At 67.3% G+C, this 16,130-nt stretch carries 16 protein-coding genes; 13 read left to right on the top strand and 3 right to left on the bottom strand.

Annotation, left to right across the window (positions count from 1 at the left end):
• Window positions 1–74: 74 nt before the first annotated feature.
• Genes AC5RTS_RS03980 through AC5RTS_RS03960 form a run of 5 tightly spaced genes read left to right on the top strand, consistent with a single transcriptional unit; the run spans window position 75 to window position 4,870 of the window.
• Window positions 75–1,334 (top strand): FAD-dependent oxidoreductase, encoded by a 1,260-nt coding sequence (locus AC5RTS_RS03980; protein WP_493990774.1) that lies wholly within the window; start codon window positions 75–77, stop codon window positions 1,332–1,334.
• Window positions 1,331–2,179: an NAD-dependent epimerase/dehydratase family protein gene (locus tag AC5RTS_RS03975; RefSeq protein ID WP_493990773.1), complete on the top strand. Its 849-nt coding sequence runs from the start codon at window positions 1,331–1,333 to the stop codon at window positions 2,177–2,179. Before AC5RTS_RS03980 ends, AC5RTS_RS03975 begins: the two co-directional genes overlap by 4 nt.
• A gap of 14 nt (window positions 2,180–2,193) precedes the next feature.
• Window positions 2,194–2,988 (top strand): ABC transporter ATP-binding protein, encoded by a 795-nt coding sequence (locus AC5RTS_RS03970; RefSeq protein WP_227905488.1) that lies wholly within the window; start codon window positions 2,194–2,196, stop codon window positions 2,986–2,988.
• A complete protein-coding gene (locus tag AC5RTS_RS03965; RefSeq protein WP_493990772.1) occupies window positions 2,988–3,860 on the top strand; it encodes an ABC transporter permease in 873 nt (290 codons plus the stop codon). The genes AC5RTS_RS03970 and AC5RTS_RS03965 overlap by 1 nt, the downstream gene beginning before the upstream one ends.
• Window positions 3,857–4,870 (top strand): ABC transporter substrate-binding protein, encoded by a 1,014-nt coding sequence (locus tag AC5RTS_RS03960; RefSeq protein WP_493990771.1) that lies wholly within the window; start codon window positions 3,857–3,859, stop codon window positions 4,868–4,870. The genes AC5RTS_RS03965 and AC5RTS_RS03960 overlap by 4 nt, the downstream gene beginning before the upstream one ends.
• A 73-nt stretch (window positions 4,871–4,943) precedes the next feature.
• Here the strand turns inward: AC5RTS_RS03960 and AC5RTS_RS03955 are convergent, their stop codons facing one another.
• The 3 genes from AC5RTS_RS03955 to AC5RTS_RS03945 all read right to left on the bottom strand — a co-directional run bounded on the left by AC5RTS_RS03955 (window position 4,944) and on the right by AC5RTS_RS03945 (window position 7,513).
• A complete protein-coding gene (locus AC5RTS_RS03955; protein WP_493990770.1) occupies window positions 4,944–5,693 on the bottom strand; it encodes a hypothetical protein in 750 nt (249 codons plus the stop codon).
• A gap of 130 nt (window positions 5,694–5,823) precedes the next feature.
• A complete protein-coding gene (locus tag AC5RTS_RS03950) occupies window positions 5,824–6,735 on the bottom strand; it encodes an HpcH/HpaI aldolase/citrate lyase family protein (protein ID WP_493990769.1) in 912 nt (303 codons plus the stop codon).
• Window positions 6,736–6,742: 7 nt separating this feature from the next.
• The gene (locus AC5RTS_RS03945; RefSeq protein ID WP_493990768.1) at window positions 6,743–7,513 is read right to left on the bottom strand and encodes an IclR family transcriptional regulator; all 771 of its coding nucleotides are present in this window, start codon (window positions 7,511–7,513) and stop codon (window positions 6,743–6,745) included.
• Between the two features lie 224 nt (window positions 7,514–7,737).
• On the opposite strand from AC5RTS_RS03945, the gene AC5RTS_RS03940 reads away from it, so the two are divergent.
• The 8 genes from AC5RTS_RS03940 to AC5RTS_RS03905 are packed head-to-tail and all read left to right on the top strand — an operon-like array spanning window position 7,738 to window position 16,125.
• Window positions 7,738–8,973 carry an ABC transporter substrate-binding protein gene (locus AC5RTS_RS03940; protein ID WP_493990767.1) on the top strand — a complete coding sequence of 412 codons (1,236 nt, stop codon included), beginning with the start codon at window positions 7,738–7,740 and terminating at the stop codon, window positions 8,971–8,973.
• A gap of 12 nt (window positions 8,974–8,985) precedes the next feature.
• On the top strand, window positions 8,986–9,990 hold the full coding sequence (locus AC5RTS_RS03935; RefSeq protein ID WP_493990766.1) for a branched-chain amino acid ABC transporter permease: 1,005 nt from the start codon (window positions 8,986–8,988) through the stop codon (window positions 9,988–9,990).
• A complete protein-coding gene (locus AC5RTS_RS03930) occupies window positions 9,987–11,027 on the top strand; it encodes a branched-chain amino acid ABC transporter permease (protein WP_493990765.1) in 1,041 nt (346 codons plus the stop codon). The genes AC5RTS_RS03935 and AC5RTS_RS03930 overlap by 4 nt, the downstream gene beginning before the upstream one ends.
• Entirely contained in the window at window positions 11,024–11,743 is a 720-nt protein-coding gene (locus AC5RTS_RS03925; RefSeq protein WP_493990764.1) for an ABC transporter ATP-binding protein, read from the top strand. The genes AC5RTS_RS03930 and AC5RTS_RS03925 overlap by 4 nt, the downstream gene beginning before the upstream one ends.
• Complete coding sequence (locus AC5RTS_RS03920; RefSeq protein WP_493990763.1) at window positions 11,740–12,444, top strand: ABC transporter ATP-binding protein; 705 nt, start codon at window positions 11,740–11,742, stop codon at window positions 12,442–12,444. Before AC5RTS_RS03925 ends, AC5RTS_RS03920 begins: the two co-directional genes overlap by 4 nt.
• Window positions 12,445–12,491: 47 nt before the next feature.
• The gene (locus tag AC5RTS_RS03915; RefSeq protein ID WP_493990762.1) at window positions 12,492–13,217 is read left to right on the top strand and encodes a hypothetical protein; all 726 of its coding nucleotides are present in this window, start codon (window positions 12,492–12,494) and stop codon (window positions 13,215–13,217) included.
• On the top strand, window positions 13,214–14,629 hold the full coding sequence (locus AC5RTS_RS03910; protein ID WP_493990761.1) for an MmgE/PrpD family protein: 1,416 nt from the start codon (window positions 13,214–13,216) through the stop codon (window positions 14,627–14,629). Before AC5RTS_RS03915 ends, AC5RTS_RS03910 begins: the two co-directional genes overlap by 4 nt.
• Window positions 14,626–16,125 carry an FAD-dependent oxidoreductase gene (locus AC5RTS_RS03905; RefSeq protein WP_493990760.1) on the top strand — a complete coding sequence of 500 codons (1,500 nt, stop codon included), beginning with the start codon at window positions 14,626–14,628 and terminating at the stop codon, window positions 16,123–16,125. The genes AC5RTS_RS03910 and AC5RTS_RS03905 overlap by 4 nt, the downstream gene beginning before the upstream one ends.
• Window positions 16,126–16,130: the final 5 nt, after the last annotated feature.

The raw sequence follows: 16,130 nt of genomic DNA, 5'->3' as shown, positions 1-16,130 counted from the left end.
GGAGTGGACGATGGTTCGCAAGTGAACTATGTGACTTAGGTCACCCGTAAGAACCAGCTAAGGAACCACCCTCTATGACCTCCCCATCTCCCAGCGCCACCTTCGACGTCGTTGTGGTGGGCGGCGGCGCGGCAGGCGTGGCCGCCGCGGTCAGCGCCGCCCGGACCGGAGCCAGCGTTTGCCTGATCGAGCAGTACGGTTTCCTCGGCGGAGCCGCCACCAACAGCTCGGTCCTGGCCTACTGCGGCTTCTTCGACCAGACCAAGGAACAGGTGGTCCGCGGCATCGGCCAGGACTTCCTGGATGAACTTGAACGCCAGGAACTGCTGAACGTGGAGACCTCGCCCGCGACCGGCAACACCATCGTGGTCCTGGACCTGGAGACCACCAAGTCGGTCCTGGACAACCTGGTCCGGTCCGCCGGCGTCGAGGTGCTGTTCCACAGCACGCTGGTGGCAGCGGAAACCGATTCCACCGGCATTACGGCCGTCCGGATTGTGCACCGCGGCGGAACCCTGCGCATCACAGCGGCGTCCTTTGTGGACTGCAGCGGAGACGGTGCCCTGCTGCAGGCCGCCGGGGCCGGGTTCCAGCTGGCACCCACGGAACGCCGGCAGGCCAGCACCCTGGTGATGCGGATCGGCGGCGTGGAGGAGGATGCTGACGTCTCCGGCGAGGGCATGGACGCTGCCTTCGCCGCGTACGGCAAGGCCACCGGGGAAACCCTGACCCGCAGCAACGGCACCTGTGTGCGGATGCCCCGCTCCCGGGAACTGATGCTGCTGCTGGCCGACGAGCACGTGGACGTGCTGGACGTCCGCGAACTCTCCCGCGCGGAACTGGAGGGACGGGAACGGGCCCGGCACTATCTCACCGCGCTGAAGACCGGCGCCCGCGGCTGGTCCGGCGCCTACCTGGCCTCCACCGGACCGCAAATCGGCATCCGGGAAGCCCGGCGGATGCAGGGCGTGGAAAGCGTGGCGGCCGAGGATGTCCTGACCGCGCGGCGTCGTCCGGCCGACGGAATAGCCCGCTGCGGCTGGCCGATGGAGGACCACGCGACCCCCGGCGCCACCACCTACAGCTCCATCCGGGACCGCAAGTGGTACGACATTCCCTACGGCGCGGTCACCAGCGCAACCATCCGCAACCTCTGGGGTGCCGGGCGGCTGACCAGCTGCGACAGCCGGGCCTTTGCCTCGCTGCGGGTGATGGGCACCTCCTTCGCCACCGGCCATGCCGCCGGCCTGGCCGCCGCCCTGCACAGCTCCTCCGGAAGCGTGGACGTGGCCAAGCTGCGCGGCATGCTCGAGGACCAGGGAGCACTGCTGTGAACCCGGCGCAGGAGAAGGGACGGCGGATAGCCGTCACCGGCGCCTCCGGCAGCCTGGCCCGGGACATCATTCCGCAGCTGGCCGACGCCGGCTACACCATGGTGTGCGTGGACCGGACACCTCCGGTCGAGTCCTTCGGCCAGGAATGGGTCATCACCGAGGTCTCCGACACGGATGCACTCACCGCCGCCTTCCGGGGCTGCGACGCCGTCATCCACTTGGCCGGGATCCCGCTGGAAGCCGACTGGGACCGCATCCTCTCCGCCAATATCGACGGCACCCACTCCGTCCTGGACGCCGCGCACCGGGCCGGGGTGACGCGGGCGGTGCTGGCCAGTTCCATCCACGCCACCGGATTCACTGCCGTGCCCCGTCCCGGGGAGCAGGTTCCGGATGACACCGCGGTGCGGCCCAACACTTTATACGGCGTCTCAAAGGCGGCGGTTGAGGCCCTTGGCAGTTACTATTCGGATCGATACGGCATGGATGTTATCTGCCTTCGCATCGCCTCCCGGTTCGACCGCCCCCGCGATGTCCGAATGCTGAGCACCTGGCTCTCGCCCGACGACGCCGCACGGTTGTTCCGCGCGGCCCTCACCGACTCCGGGCACGGCTTCCGTATTGTCTGGGGGGTGTCCGCGAACACCAGAAGCTACCTCTCCCCGGATGCCGGCAGGGCAATCGGCTATGTCCCACAGGACGACGCCGAGAGCTACGCCAAGGACCTGATCGGCCCGGCCGCGCCCAGCGCCGCCGCGGAAACCGACTGGGACAGACAATTCATCGGCGGCGTTTTCTGCTCACCCCGGCCTCCGCGCCATACCGATATGCACCCCTCCAAATGACCAGGAATCAGAACATGACACCAGCCCCACCCGCGGTGAATTACGCGTTCGAGGTCGACGCGGTCCACAAAGTCTTCTCCGGATCGCAGAACGTGTATGCCCTCGAAGACATCAACCTCAAGCTGAAGGAGGGCTCCTTCACCTGCATCGTCGGACCCTCCGGCTGCGGCAAGTCCACCCTGCTGCGGATCCTGGGCGAACTCGAAACCGCCACTGCCGGCACGGTTACCCGCAACGTCACCGCAGACAAGGTGCCCGCCTCCGCCTTCGTGTTCCAGGAACACGGTGTGTTCCCCTGGTTCACCGTGCTGCAGAACGTGGCCTTCGGCGAGCACATGGCCGGTGTGGGCAAACGTGAGCGGCTCGAACACGCCCGGCACTGGATTGCCGAAGCGGGCCTGTCCGGCTTCGAGGACAGCTACCCGCACCAGCTCTCCGGCGGCATGCGGCAGCGCATCGCCATTGCCCGGGCCTTCGCCACCGGCTCCCCGGCCCTGCTGATGGACGAGCCGCTGGGCGCCCTGGACGCACAGACCCGCATGCTGATGCAGGAACAGCTGGTCCGGCTCTGGGAACTCGAGCGCAAGACGGTGGTCCTGGTAACCCACTCCATTGAGGAGGCGCTGCTGCTCGGGGACCAGATTGTGATGATGTCCGCCCGCCCGGGCCGCATCAAGGAAATCATCGACGTGCCCTTCGGCCGTCCCCGCAGCATGGAAATCGAAGGCACCAGCGAGTTCGGCTCCATGAAGCAGGGGATCTGGGATTCCCTCCGCGACGAGGTACAAGCATCTTTGAGGTTCTCCTAATGACTAACACCACTGCCGACCGCACTGCCGCGAAGGCCAACCAGCCCGAGCTGGACGCCGCCATCCGCCGCGAATACCGCCAGACCGTCCGGCTGCGCTACCGCGACGTCCTGCTCTCCACCCTCACGCCGGTCCTGCTCCTGGCCCTCTGGGAAGTTGCCGCCCGGACCGGTGCCCTGGACGCCCGGCTGTTCACCCCGCCAAGCCTGATCGCCCAGCAGGCGTGGAACATGCTGCTCAGCGGGGAACTGTGGACCCATACCTCAGCCACCATTGCCCGGCTGATGGCCGGCTTCCTGCTCGGCGCCGTCGCCGGGATCCTGGCCGGGCTGCTGATGGGTGTCTGGCGGCCGCTGCGCGCAGCACTCGGGCCCACCTTCACGGCCCTGTACGCACTGCCGAAAATCGCCATTGTCCCGCTGCTGCTGCTGATCTTCGGGCTGACCGAAACCCCCAAGGTCCTCTCCGTGGCCATCTCCGTGTTCTTCGTGATGCAGATCAACACCCTGGCCGGCATTGTCCAGATTGACAGCCGCGTGCTGGAAGCGGCCCGGGCGTACAAGGCCAGCGGGTTGAAACTCTTCCGCTACGTGCTGCTGCCCGGCGCCACCCCGGCCATCATGACCGGCCTGCGGGTTGCCGCGGGCATGTCGGTGATCGTGATTACCGCCGTCGAATTTGTCGCATCCAACAACGGCCTCGGCTACCTGATCTGGAACTCCTGGCAGCTGTTCCAGCCCAGCAAAATGTACGTCGGCCTGATTGTGGTGTCCCTGGTGGGCGCCGGCGTCACCGCCCTCATCATCCTTCTCGAACGGGCTGCCCTGCCCTGGAAATACAAATCCGGATCCAAGAAGAAGGATCGAAAATGAAAAAACACCTGAAGGTCCTGGCAGCAACGGTGCTGGCCGGACTTGCCCTCTCCGCCTGCGGGGGAGACACCACTGCCTCCTCCGAGGGCGACTCGCAGGAAAACGCCACCGTGAAGGTCGGCATTGTGCAGCTGCCCATCTTCGCCCCTATCTACGTGGCTGACGCGAAGGGTTACTTCGACGAAGCCGGCCTGGACGTACAGCTGGAAACCGTGAAGTCCGGCCAGGACGCGGTGCCGCTGGCCTCCAGCGGCAAGCTCGACGTCGTCGCCGCCGGGTTCTCCGCCGGTATGTTCAGCGCCATCGAAACCGGTTTGGACATCAAGGTGGTCGCGTCCATGGGTGTCAGCGACGGCGACACCGAGAAGAGCCCCACGGACCTGGTGGTTTCCAAGGCCAAGGTCGATTCCGGTGAGATCACCGACATCGCCGGGCTGAAGGGCAAAAAGATCGGCGCCGCAGGCGGAGCCGGCGGTACCGGCGCCTTCCTGCTGAGCCTGGCGCTCGAAGAAGCAGGCCTGAGCATCAACGACGTGGAGATTGTGAACCTGGGCAACCCGGACATGCCGACGGCGCTGGCCAACGGCAGCCTGGACGCCGGCCTGATCTCCGCACCGTTCTCCACCATGGCCATCGAGGACGGCACCGGTGTGTCCATGGCCGTCCCGCCGGAAGGCACCTCCGGCACCGGCATGCTCTACGGCGGCCAGTTCGCCGGCAGCGAGAACGCGCAGAAGTTCTTCGACGCCGTGGCCCGTGCCGCACAGGACCTGCAGGGCGAGGAACGCTACTCGGAGGAGAACCTGAAGATCATCGGCGAGGCCACCGGCCAGAGCGTGGAGGAACTCAAGTCGGTTCCGCTCTACACCTGGCTGCCGAATATCGAACCGCTCCCGGAACAGCTCAAGGGCATGGAAGCGGTCTGGATGGAATCCGGTGCCATTGAGTACAAGGAAGCCATTGACCAGGATTCCTACATTGACGCCTCGTTCTCGGAGAAGACGCCGTAGGTTCGGTTTGAGAACAGCAGCGGCACCCCGGGACACCGGGGTGCCGCTATTTGTTTAACCCGGGCGCCGGGAGCTAGGTCCGCAGCAGGTACACCGCGAGGAGGGCGGCCGCCGTCGTCAGGGCGAGCCGGAGCAGGAAGTAGGCCTGCGGATAGCCGCGGGCCAGGCGCAGCCACACCCCGGGCTGGCCGGCAGGCCAGGACCGGGATTCGCAGCGGATCACGGTCAGCGTGAAAATGACGGCTCCGCCCACACCGCACAGAGTGGTCAGGGCGCCCACCAGGTCCGCGTTGGCGCTCAGCCCGCCCGCCAACAGCACACCCACCGCCAGACCCAGCGAGCTGCCGCGGCCCACGAAATCCAGGTAGCGTGCCATGCCGGGCAGGAAGGCGTCCCGGAAGCGGCGCGGAACATCTCCGCGCAGCAGGCGCAGTCCGGCGGCCCGGTGCAGCTTCTCAGTTGCGGCGAGCTCCGCGGGTGTGCACGCGGCGGCAACGGCACCGGCCAGCCCGGTGAGCTCGTCCCGGGTGGACGGCGGCAGACCCGGTGCCAGCGAGGGCCGGTCCAGCAGCTGCAGCAGTGCTTCCTGGGAGGCGGCACGTTCGGCATCCGAGGGGAGAGCCTGCAGGGAACGGCGCAGGCGGCGGAGGTAGCCTGCGTCCTGCCGGTTGGCAGCGAATTCCACATCCGGGTCCCGCAGCCGGTCTTCCACCAGCTGCAGGTAGCGGTCCTTGAACTCGGGCAGCCCGGCGTAGTCCCAGCAGGCCCTGGCCAGGATCCAAATCCCGAAACCGGCGGTTACCAGTGCTGCCGCCTGCAGCACGGTCCAAAAACCTATTCCCAGCACGTTCCCCGGCCCCCGTCCCACCTGGCCAGCAGCGGTTACCGGCCGGAAGAAATCCTTTCACAGGGGTTGAAGTGTTACGCGGCTGTTTACCGGGACACCGTAGCGGTCATTCCCGGGACCCGGCGGGAACGCGCCCGAGGGTTTCCCGGGCCGAGCGGATGACGGCGGCGTCGATCATCCGGCCCTCGCCGTCCACGAGCACGCCTCCGCCCTGCCCGTCGAAGCGGTCCACCAGTTCACGCGCAGCGGCAAGCGCGGCCGCATCCGGAGTGAAGGTCCTGTGGATCAGCTCCACCTGGGAGGGATGGATGGCGGTGCGGGAGCGGAAACCCAGATCATGCAGGTGACGGCCGGTACGCTCAAAAAGCTCCGTGTCCCGGATGGCCGTGGAGGTCGGTGCCACCGGTGCGCTCAGTCCGGCCGCCGCGCAGGCCACCACCAGGCGGGTACGGAGTGAATCAAGGGCCGCCTCGGTGCCCGCGGTGCGGGCCATCCGCAGATCAGCGAGCAGATCCACCTCGCCCAATGCCAACGTGACGAGCCGGCGGGACCGGACAATATCGTCCAGGCCGGCCAAGGCATCGGCATCCTCGATCAGCCCGATGATGCCGATGCTGCCCGCCGGCAGTCCCCGCTCGATTTCCAATTCGGCAAGCACTCCGGCCGCCCCTTCCAGGACCGCCTTGCTGCACTTGGCCAGAAACACCCCGTCCAGGGCGGGGCCCGTCACGGCGTGCAGATCGGTGTCGAAACTGTCCGGATTCAGGCGCACCCACTGCTGCTGACGCGGTTCCCGGCGGGGCGGTGTTCCGCCCGCGTTCGCAGCGGTTCCGGCGCCTGCGGAAAGCCAGCGGCCGACGGCGGCGCGGGCCTCGGCCTTCCGGTCCAGGGGGACGGCGTCCTCCAGATCGAGGATCAGCGCGTCCGCGGCACCGGCGGCCGCCTTGGCAAACAGCTCCGGCTTGTTGCCCGGAACGTAAAGGAAGGAGCGCGGCAGAACCGCCGGATCGGGGGACATGGGATTCCTATCTGGCCAGCAGCCGCGTGATTTCACGTGCGGCTGCGGTTACTTTGGCGGCATGCCCGGCGGTGTCCGCGGAGGTGAATCTGAAAATCGGGCCGCAGGAGCTGATGGCACCGAGCACATTGCCGGTCTTGTCGAAAAACGGTGCCGCAATGGACGCCGCACCGATGTTGCGTTCGTTATAGGAGGTTGCGTAGCCGTCCCGGCGGACCGTTTCCAACAGCTGCCGGTACTCCGTCTCGTTAAAATCCGGTTTGGACTGGGCCAGCGCAGAAACAGCTTCCTCCACATAGGACTCGGGCAGGAAGGCGATCATCGCCCGGCTGGAGGCGCCGGAATGCAGCGGATGCCGGGCACCGATGTCCACCACCATCTTGATTTCCTGCGGACTCTCGAACTGATCCACATAGAGCCGGGAATGGTTCATGAGCACCGAGAGGGTAGTGGTTTCCCGGGTGTCGTCGCGCAGTTGGCGCAATACCGGAGCCGCGATGCTGCGGAAGTCCAGCTGGCCCCAGGCCTTGTTGCCCATGCCGATGGCCGCCGGGCCCAGGACATAGCTGCCCGAGGCATCCACGGTGGAAAGCAGCCCGCGGGAACCCAGGGACTGCAGGATCCGGTGCACCACTGCCTTGCTCAGTTTCAGGCTGCGGGCTATTTCGGAAACCCCGAGTGCGCCGTCAGCCCGGCTGAACAGCAGCAGGACGTCGGCCACCCTGTCCGCTGCTTCGGTTCCCCCGGCTGTGGGTTGTAGATCTGTCGTCGGCGCCATGTTGAGTCCTTTCCGGAACGTAACTCTATCCTAGCGTTCCGGTCAGCGGAATGATTCCGGCACGTAAACTCTGGATTAACGGCTAGTAATCCAAGTCACACTCGTGCACAATGAGTCGAAAGCCTTGCTGCTCCCCCCATTCGCAGTCCGCTGAACGGAACGTAGTTCACTGTTTCTGTTCCGCTCAGCGGATCGACGTCAGGCATATGAAGGGAAATACCGTCATGAAAAGAAATGCCCTATCCGCAGCGGTGCTGGCCGCCAGCCTTGTTGGCCTCTCAGCATGTTCGTCCGAATCGGCTGATTCCGGCTCGGACTCCGTGGAGACCGTGACCATCGGCTCCGTCCACCCGCTGAGCGGAAGCCTCGCCGGCGTCGGCGGGCTGATGAACGACGGCGCCAAGATGGCGGTGGAGGACATCAACGCCGCCGGCGGCATCGAGTCCCTCGGCGGCGCCCAGCTGGAACTGATGGACGGTGACAGCCAGGGTGAGGCACAGGTAGGCCAGAGCGAGGCGCAGCGGCTGATCAGTGAAGGCGCCGTCGCCTTGGTGGGGACTTACCAGTCCGATGTGACGCAGAACGTTGCCTCCGTGGCGGAACGCTCCAAGGTCCCCCTCGTCATTGACGTTGCCGTGGATGACAAGATCCTGGAGCAGGGCTACAAAAACACGTTCCGCATCCAGCCCGATGCCAGCAGCATGGGCCAGGCCGGGGCGCAGGCATTGGTGGCCATGGGCGAGGAGACCGGTGAGCCCATCGACTCGGCAGCCTACATCCACATTGAGGGCGCCTTCGGCGACTCCGTCTTCGCCGCGTTCAAGGAGGAAGCGGAGAAGCAGGGAATCACCATCACCAAGGAAGTCACCTACTCCGGCAGCAACTTCTCCGATGCCACCACCCAGGTCAGCGAAGCCCTGGCCGGTAATCCGGACGTCATTGCCGTCACCGGCTACTACCCGGACAACCTGCTGGTGGCCAAGGCCCTGGGCTCGATGGCTAACGACACCAAGGCCGTCTTCGGCATCGCCAGCGGTGCCTTCGATGACACGTCCTTCCCGGCCGCGGCGGGCGACGCCGGCACCGAAGTGCTCAGCGCGAACTACCACTACAGCGCCACCAGCGACCGGGCCGCGGACATCCGCGAGCGCTTCGAGGAGAAGTACGGCAAGCCCATGGAAACCGCGTCCATGCTCTCCTATCAGGCCGTGGAAGTCATTGCCGAAGGCCTGGAGCAGAGCGGGTCCGATGACCCGGAGGAACTGCGCGACGCGATTGCCGGACTCAGCCTGGAGGACCCGCTGCTGGCCTTCGACGGTCCCATTGAATTCGGTGAGAACGGCCAGAACGAGAACGCGACGGTCATTGTGATGCAGGTCCTGGACGGCAAGGTGGAGCAGGTCTTCCCGCAGGAATTCGCCACCGCGGAGCTGGTCTTCCCGACCGGCTCGGGTAACTAAAGCAGGGAATCCATGGCTATTACAGAAACTCCGGCGGCTCCGGCCGCCGACAAACGCAATCCGCTGACCGCCGGGGGGACCCGTATCACCCTGACCATCGGTGGCATCGCGGCGGTTGGCCTGGCCCTGGTGTACCTGGTGGGGGACCGGGATCCCTCCCTGGTCACCCAGTATCTGGTCTCGGGCCTGCTGCTGGGCGGGGTATATGCGCTGGTCTCGCTGGGCCTGACCCTGATCTTCGGTGTCCTGGGCATCGTCAACTTTGCCCAGGGCGCCATGCTGACCCTGTCGATGTACCTGGTCTACGTCCTGCAGGGCAGCCTCGGACTGAACCTGTACGTGGCGGTGGTGCTGACCATTCCGCTGCTGTTCGGCTTCGGCTGGCTGGTGCAGTCCTTGCTGCTGAACCGGCTCACCGAGGATGCCAGCCATGACCGGCCGCTGCTGGTCACCCTGGGCCTGTCCCTGCTGATCGTGAACGTGCTGCTGATGATCTTCGGCGGCCGGCCCAAGAGCGTGGACGCCCCGATCAGCGGCAGTATCGAGATCCTCGGGGCGCTGGCGGACATCCAGCGGATCATCGCCTTCGCCGGAGCGGTGCTGGTAGCTGCAGCCCTGACCTTGGTGCTCCGCAGGACCTCCATGGGCCTGGCCATCCGTGCGGTGGCTGCCAACGGCACCGGTGCCTCGCTGGTGGGCGTGAACGTCCGCAGGGTTTATGCCCTGACCTTCGGACTCGGCGCAGCCTCCGTGGCCGTGGCCGGCGGTCTGATCACCCCGTTCACCACGCTGGTGCCCTCGGCCGGAGAACAGTTCACCACCCTCGCCTTCGTGATTGTGGTCCTCGGCGGGCTGGGGAGCATCCCCGGCGCCCTGGTGGGCGGCCTGTTCATCGGCGTGCTGCAGACCGTCGGGTCCCTGTACCTGCCCGGCAGCGGCTCCCTGATCCTGGTCTTCGGGATCTTCGTCCTTATTCTCTTTCTGCGTCCCCAGGGACTGTTCGGAGCAAAACAATGACGGCCACCGACGCCCCGGCCGCCCCGCAGGCACCCAAACTGCGCCCGGCCAACGGAGCCAAACGCCAGTACACCTTCCTGCTGATTGTCCTCGCAGCACTGTTCTTTGTGCCCTACATCCTGCCCGACTCCGCGCAGCCGGTAGCGGTGCGGACCCTGATCTTCGCCATCATGGCGGTGGGCTGGAACCTGATGAGCGGCTTCGGCGGCATGTTCAGCTTCGGCCACGCCGTGTTCTTCGGCGTCGGGGCGTACACGGACGCGTACCTGCTCACCTCGTTCGGCGTCTCCCCATGGCTGTCCATGATCATCGGCGCGGTCCTCGCCGCCGGCGTCGGCCTCACCATCGCCTACTTCTGCCTGCGCTATAAACTGGCCGGCTCCTACTTTGCCCTGGCCACGTTCGCCTTTGCGCAGATGTTTTATCTGCTCAGCCAGAACCTGGGCTTCCTGAATAAGACCGACGGCATCAATGTTCCGCTGCTGCCGGAGGAATCCTGGGCGATGCTGCAGTTTGACCAGGACTCCAAGTTCTACTTCTGGATTCCGCTGGCCATCCTGGGCCTGGCCATGGCCGTGACCATTTACTTTGCCCACTCCCGGGCCGGGCAGTTTGCCCAGGCCATCCGCGACGACGCGACGGCGGCGGAATCGCTGGGCATCAAGGTGATGAAATACCGGCTGATCACGGTGGCCATGAGCTGCGCCATCACCGCCGTGGCCGGTGCCTACTACAGCCAGTACTACCTCTTCGTCGGCCCGGACCAGGCCTTCGGCATCCACGTTTCCACCGACGCCATCATCCCCGCGGTGATTGGCGGCGTCGGAACCATTTGGGGGCCGCTGATCGGTGCCGCCGTCGTCGGCCCGCTCTCCGAAGTGATCGCCCACCTGCTGCGCAACCCGCCGGAGTTCCTGGAGTTCCTGCAGGGCACCAGCGGCTTGGACGTCGCCGTGTACGCGGCCCTGCTGATCGTAATTGTCATCTTCCTGCCCAAGGGCATCTACGGAACCATCCGCGAAAGGATGCGCAAATGAGCCTGCTGACCCTGGACGGCGTCTCCAAATCCTTCGGCGGCCTCAAAGCACTGGGGGAGACCACGCTGGAGATCCCCGAACACGAATTCTTCGGGATCATCGGCCCCAACGGCGCGGGGAAGACCACCCTGTTCTCGGTCCTCGCCGGCCAGCTGGCCCCGACCTCCGGACAGATGATGTTCGACGGCGTGGACATCACCGGCTGGTCCGCGGACAAAACCGCGGCGCAGGGCCTGGTCCGGACGTTCCAGCTGATGCGTCCGTTCGAAAGCATGACCGTGCTGGAAAACGTCACCATCGCCTCGCACAACAAGTTCCGTTCCCCGCACAAGGCACGCGAGCACGCGGCCGCGGTGGTGGAGCGGGTGGGCCTGGACTCCTATATGTACGCGATGTCCGGCACCCTGCCCACGGCCGGCCTGAAACGGCTGGAGCTGGCACGGGCGCTGGCCCTGGAACCGCGCATGATCCTGCTTGACGAGGTGCTCGCCGGACTGGTGCCCACCGAACGCGCACCGATCATCGATCTGCTGCGCAGCATCCACGCCGAGGGCGTCACCGTGATGTTTGTTGAACACATCATGGCCGCCGTGATGGCACTGTCCGAACGCCTGCTGGTGATGCATGAGGGCAAGGAACTGGCCCTGGGCCTGCCCGAGGAAGTCATCGCCAACCAGCTGGTCATCGACGCCTACCTCGGAGAGGACTACTCATGATCCTGGAACTGGATGCCGTTTCCGCCGGCTACCGGCGGCTGGAAATCCTGCACGATCTGACACTAGGGGTGGAGGAAGGCGAAATCGTCTCCGTCATCGGCGCCAACGGCGCCGGGAAAACCACCACGCTGCGGGCCGTGGCCGGGCTGATCTCCACCTCCAAGGGCAGCATCAAATTCAAGGGCGAACCCGTGCACAACACCCGCCCAGACAAGCTGGTCCGCTCCGGGCTGGTGCATGTGTCCCAGGACCGGGCGCTGTTCGGCAACCTGCAGGTGCTCGAAAACCTGACCATGGGTGCCTACACCCAGCCCCGGAACACCATCGCCGCCTCTCTGGAACAGGTCTTTGAACTGTTTCCCATCCTCAAGGAACGCCGCACCCAGCGGGCGGACACCATGTCCGGCGGGCAGCAGCAGATGCTGGCCATTGGCCGGGCCCTGATGGCCCGGCCGGCCTGCCTGACCTTGGACGAACCGTCCATCGGCCTGGCGCCCAACCTGGTGGCCCAGGTGCTGGACGCCATCACCCGGATCCGGGACACCGGCGTCACCGTGCTGATCGTGGAACAGAACGCCTCCCAGGCCCTGGCCATCTCGGACCGGGCCTACGTGATGGAAAGCGGCGCCATTGTCCTGGAGGGCACCGGCAGCGAACTGGCCGACAGTGCCGAGGTGCGCAAGGCCTACCTGGGCATGTAACCGGTCCGCACGCCCCCGTTGCACATCCGGCAAGTGAAAGGAACCCCATGCAGATCCTCGCAGTGACCCCCATCGCTGTCCCCCCGGAGGAACTGAGGCGCCGGCAGGCACGCTACACCCGGCTGGCCCCGCCCGGGCTCACCGTCCGCCTGCACAATCTGGGCACCGGCTCCTCGGTGCCGCGGGCTCTGGAGACCGACGACGACGTCACCGCCTCCGAGGCGGCGGTCACCGAATGGTTCGCCGCGGCGGACCCCGAAGGTGTGGATGCCTTCCTTCCCGACTGCGTGCTGGATCCCGGCGTGGGACCGGACGCCCGCGAGCAGCTCCGCCCAATGCTGGGCCTGACCCGGCTTGGCACCGGATTCCTGGGCGGAACCGGCGCCACCCTCGGCGCGGTGGCCCGGAACGAGGCCATTGCCCGCGAACTCGACCGCAAGATCGCCTCCTACGGGCTGGGCCTGCACGAACCCGTGTCCGTGCTGGGACTGACGCTGGCGGACATTGCCGACGACGCCGGTTGGAGCCGCGCCGTGGACACCGCACTGACCCGCCTCTCCAGCGATTACGTGCTCAACGCCTGCTCCGCAGTGAACCTGGCTCGGCGGGAGGCGGGCGGTCCGGTACTGGTTGATCCCACCGCGCTGGCCCTGCAGCTGGCTGGCCTCCTCGCCGGTATGGGAAGCGGTGCCGGAACGAGTAGTGGAGAGACTGCCCGAAAGAGTGCGGAAACCGGGCCGGGCACGGACCGCCCGGGACAGGTGCCGGCATGAGCCTGACCGCCCGGCCGGACCAGCCCGGAACCTCCGCCGCCGTCGTGGGGGCCATTGATGAACTGGCCCGCTTCGCCGCGGACCTGGACTATGCCGCCCTGCCGGAACCGGTCCGGGAACGCCTGGCCCTGATGCTCACCGATCTGTGGGGCGTGACCGCAGCCGGCGGACGAACCCCGGAGCAGCAGGCGCTGTGCACCGCATGGCAGGCCGGACCCGGGGATAGTCCGGTGCTCGGCGCCGGGTTCAGCTCCACACCGGAAACCGCGGCGTTCCTGAATGCCGTGGCCGCGTGCCAACTGGAACTGGACGAGGGCAACAAACACGCCCAGGGCCACCCCGCCGTGCACGTGGTCTTCGCTGCGATGGCCGCCGTCCAAGGAGAAACCCGGCCCGTCACCGGCACCGAGTTCCTCACCGCAGTGGCCGCCGGCTATGAAGTAGCCGCCCGGTTCGGCCGCGCCCTGACGCGCCATCCGGGCTGGCACACGCACGGCCACTGGGGCGCCACGGGCGCCGCCTGCGCTGCCGCCCTGATCCGCCGGCTACCCGCCGGGAAAATTGCGGCGGCCATCGATGCCGCTGCCGGGCTGGTGCACGCAGCCGCCTGGGACATGGTGCTGGGCGGGCAGTACACCCGAAACCTCTGGGCCGCCGGCGCCAACCTGGCCGGGCTGAACGCCGCCCGTCTGGCCGCCGCCGGGCTGGCGGGCAACGACGGCGCGGCCGCCATGGGCCTGGGCACGCTGGCGGGCACCCTGGACCCGGACCGGCTGGTCGAAGGCCTCGGCCGGGACTGGCTGCTCACGCAGGGCTACGCGAAACTGCATTCCTCCTGTTCCTACACCCACGGAGCGGTGGACCTGGCCCTGGAGCTGCGGCCCGAACACGTTGAGCCGGAGGAGATTGCCGCCGTGCAGGTCCATACCCACTCCCTGGCCGCCCCGTTGTTCCCCGGCGGCGGCACGGGGGCGCCCCGCAACCGGCTCGCGGCGATGTTCGACTTCCCCTTTGTAGTGGCCAACGCGCTGACGGCGGGGGAAATCTCCCCGGCCAGCATGGCCCCGGACGCCCCGGGGTTCGACGCCGCTGGGCGTCTGGCAGCCCGGGTCAGCGTGGCCGCGGATCCGGGCTATGACCGGCTGCTGCCGGCCCAGCGGCGCACCCGGATGGAGATCCGGTTCACCGACGGCCGCGTAACCGCCGCGGAGTCACCCAACCCGCGCGGCGACGTCGACCATTTCCCGCTGGACCGCACCGGCGTCGGCACCAAACTGGCCGCCCTGATCGGCACAGGCCCCGCCGCCCGGCTGGACACGGCAGTCCGCGGCCTGCCGGACACGGCCGACGCCAAGGCCATGCTGAACACGCTGGAAACCCTGATGACCTCCCCGGAAGGAGATGCCCAATGAGCGAAGACGAGTTCGCCGGACCCGATCTGGTGGTTGCCGGTGCAGGCGGAGGGCTGATCGCTGCTCTGCGCGCCGCCCAGCTGGGACAGTCCGTCCTGGTGGTGGAAGCCAATGAGCACTTCCGCCGCGGCAATAACACCGCCATGTCCACCGCCATGATTCCCGGGGCCGGTTCCCGCTTCCAAGCCGATGCCGGCGTACAGGACTCCCCGGAAGCCTTCGTCGCCGACATCATGGCCAAAACCAAGAACACCGCCGATCCGGTGCTCGCCGAGGCGCTCGCCGGTGTCAGCGCCCGGCTGGTGGAGTGGATGGCCGATGACCTTTCCCTGCCGCTCACCCTGGTCACCGACTTCCAATACCCCGGGCACAGCTTCCACCGCTGCCACACTGTTCCCGGCCGGATCGGCACCGCGCTGCTGGACCTGATCCTGGCACGGGTCGAGGCCGAACCGCTGATCGATGTCTACGCCCCTGCCCGGCTGGTGGACGTGCTGATGGAGGACGGTGCGGTGGCCGGCGTGGTGGTTGACACCCCGGCCGGTCCCGAGGAAATCCCGGCCCGCGCCGTGCTGCTGGCCACCAACGGTTTCGGCAACAATCCCGAGCTCGTCGCACAGCACCTGCCCGAGATTGCCGGCGCCCAGTACTACGGCAGCGAGGAATCCCGGGGAGATGCCCTGCGGATCGGTGCCGGCCTGGGGGCGGACAGCGCCTATCTGGACGCCTACCAGGGCCACGCCGCGCTGGCCATGCCCTCGGCCACCCTGGCCGGCTGGGCCACGGTGATGCACGGAGGGTTCCTGGTCAACCGGGCAGGAGAGCGGTTCGGCAACGAGACCGTGGGCTACTCCGAATACGCGGTGGAATCCCTGCAACACGCTGACGGGCAGGCCTGGATTGTGCTGGACGAGCGGATCCACGACGCCTGCGGCAGTTTCCAGGACTTCCGCAACACGGTGGAATCCGGCGGCCTGAAATGGGCGGCGGACGTGGACGGGCTGGCCGCCGCCACCGGAATCGACGCCGACGGGTTGCGGGAAACGCTGGCGCAGACCCGGCGGATTGCCGCCGGGGACGCCGAGGACAGTTTCGGCCGCACCGCCTGGGAAGCCCCGCTGGCCGGCCGGCTCGGTGCCATTGCCGTCCAGCCAGCCCTGTTCCACACCCAGGGCGGGCTGCGCGTGGACGCCAATGCCCGGGTGCTGCGTACCGACGGTGACCCCATTCCGGGACTCTATGCCTCCGGCGGCGCGGCCAACGGCATCTCCGGCCACGGGGCCGGCGGCTACCTGGCCGGCAACGGGCTGCTCCCCGCGCTCGGGCTGGCCCTGCTGGCCGCCGAGCACGCCGGCGCAGGCGGGGCTCCGGAAGCCTCGGCGCAGCCGGCCCTTGAAGCCTCGGCGCAGCCGGCCCTTGAAGCCTCGGCGCAGCCGGCCCCGGCAGCAGCAGCTCCGGTGGCCCCGGACCTGCCCGCCCCCGGCACGCCTGCCTGACCGGA

The organism is Arthrobacter sp. MDT1-49-2, from assembly GCF_059090185.1.
This window is presented reverse-complemented; position numbering and strand designations above follow the sequence as displayed.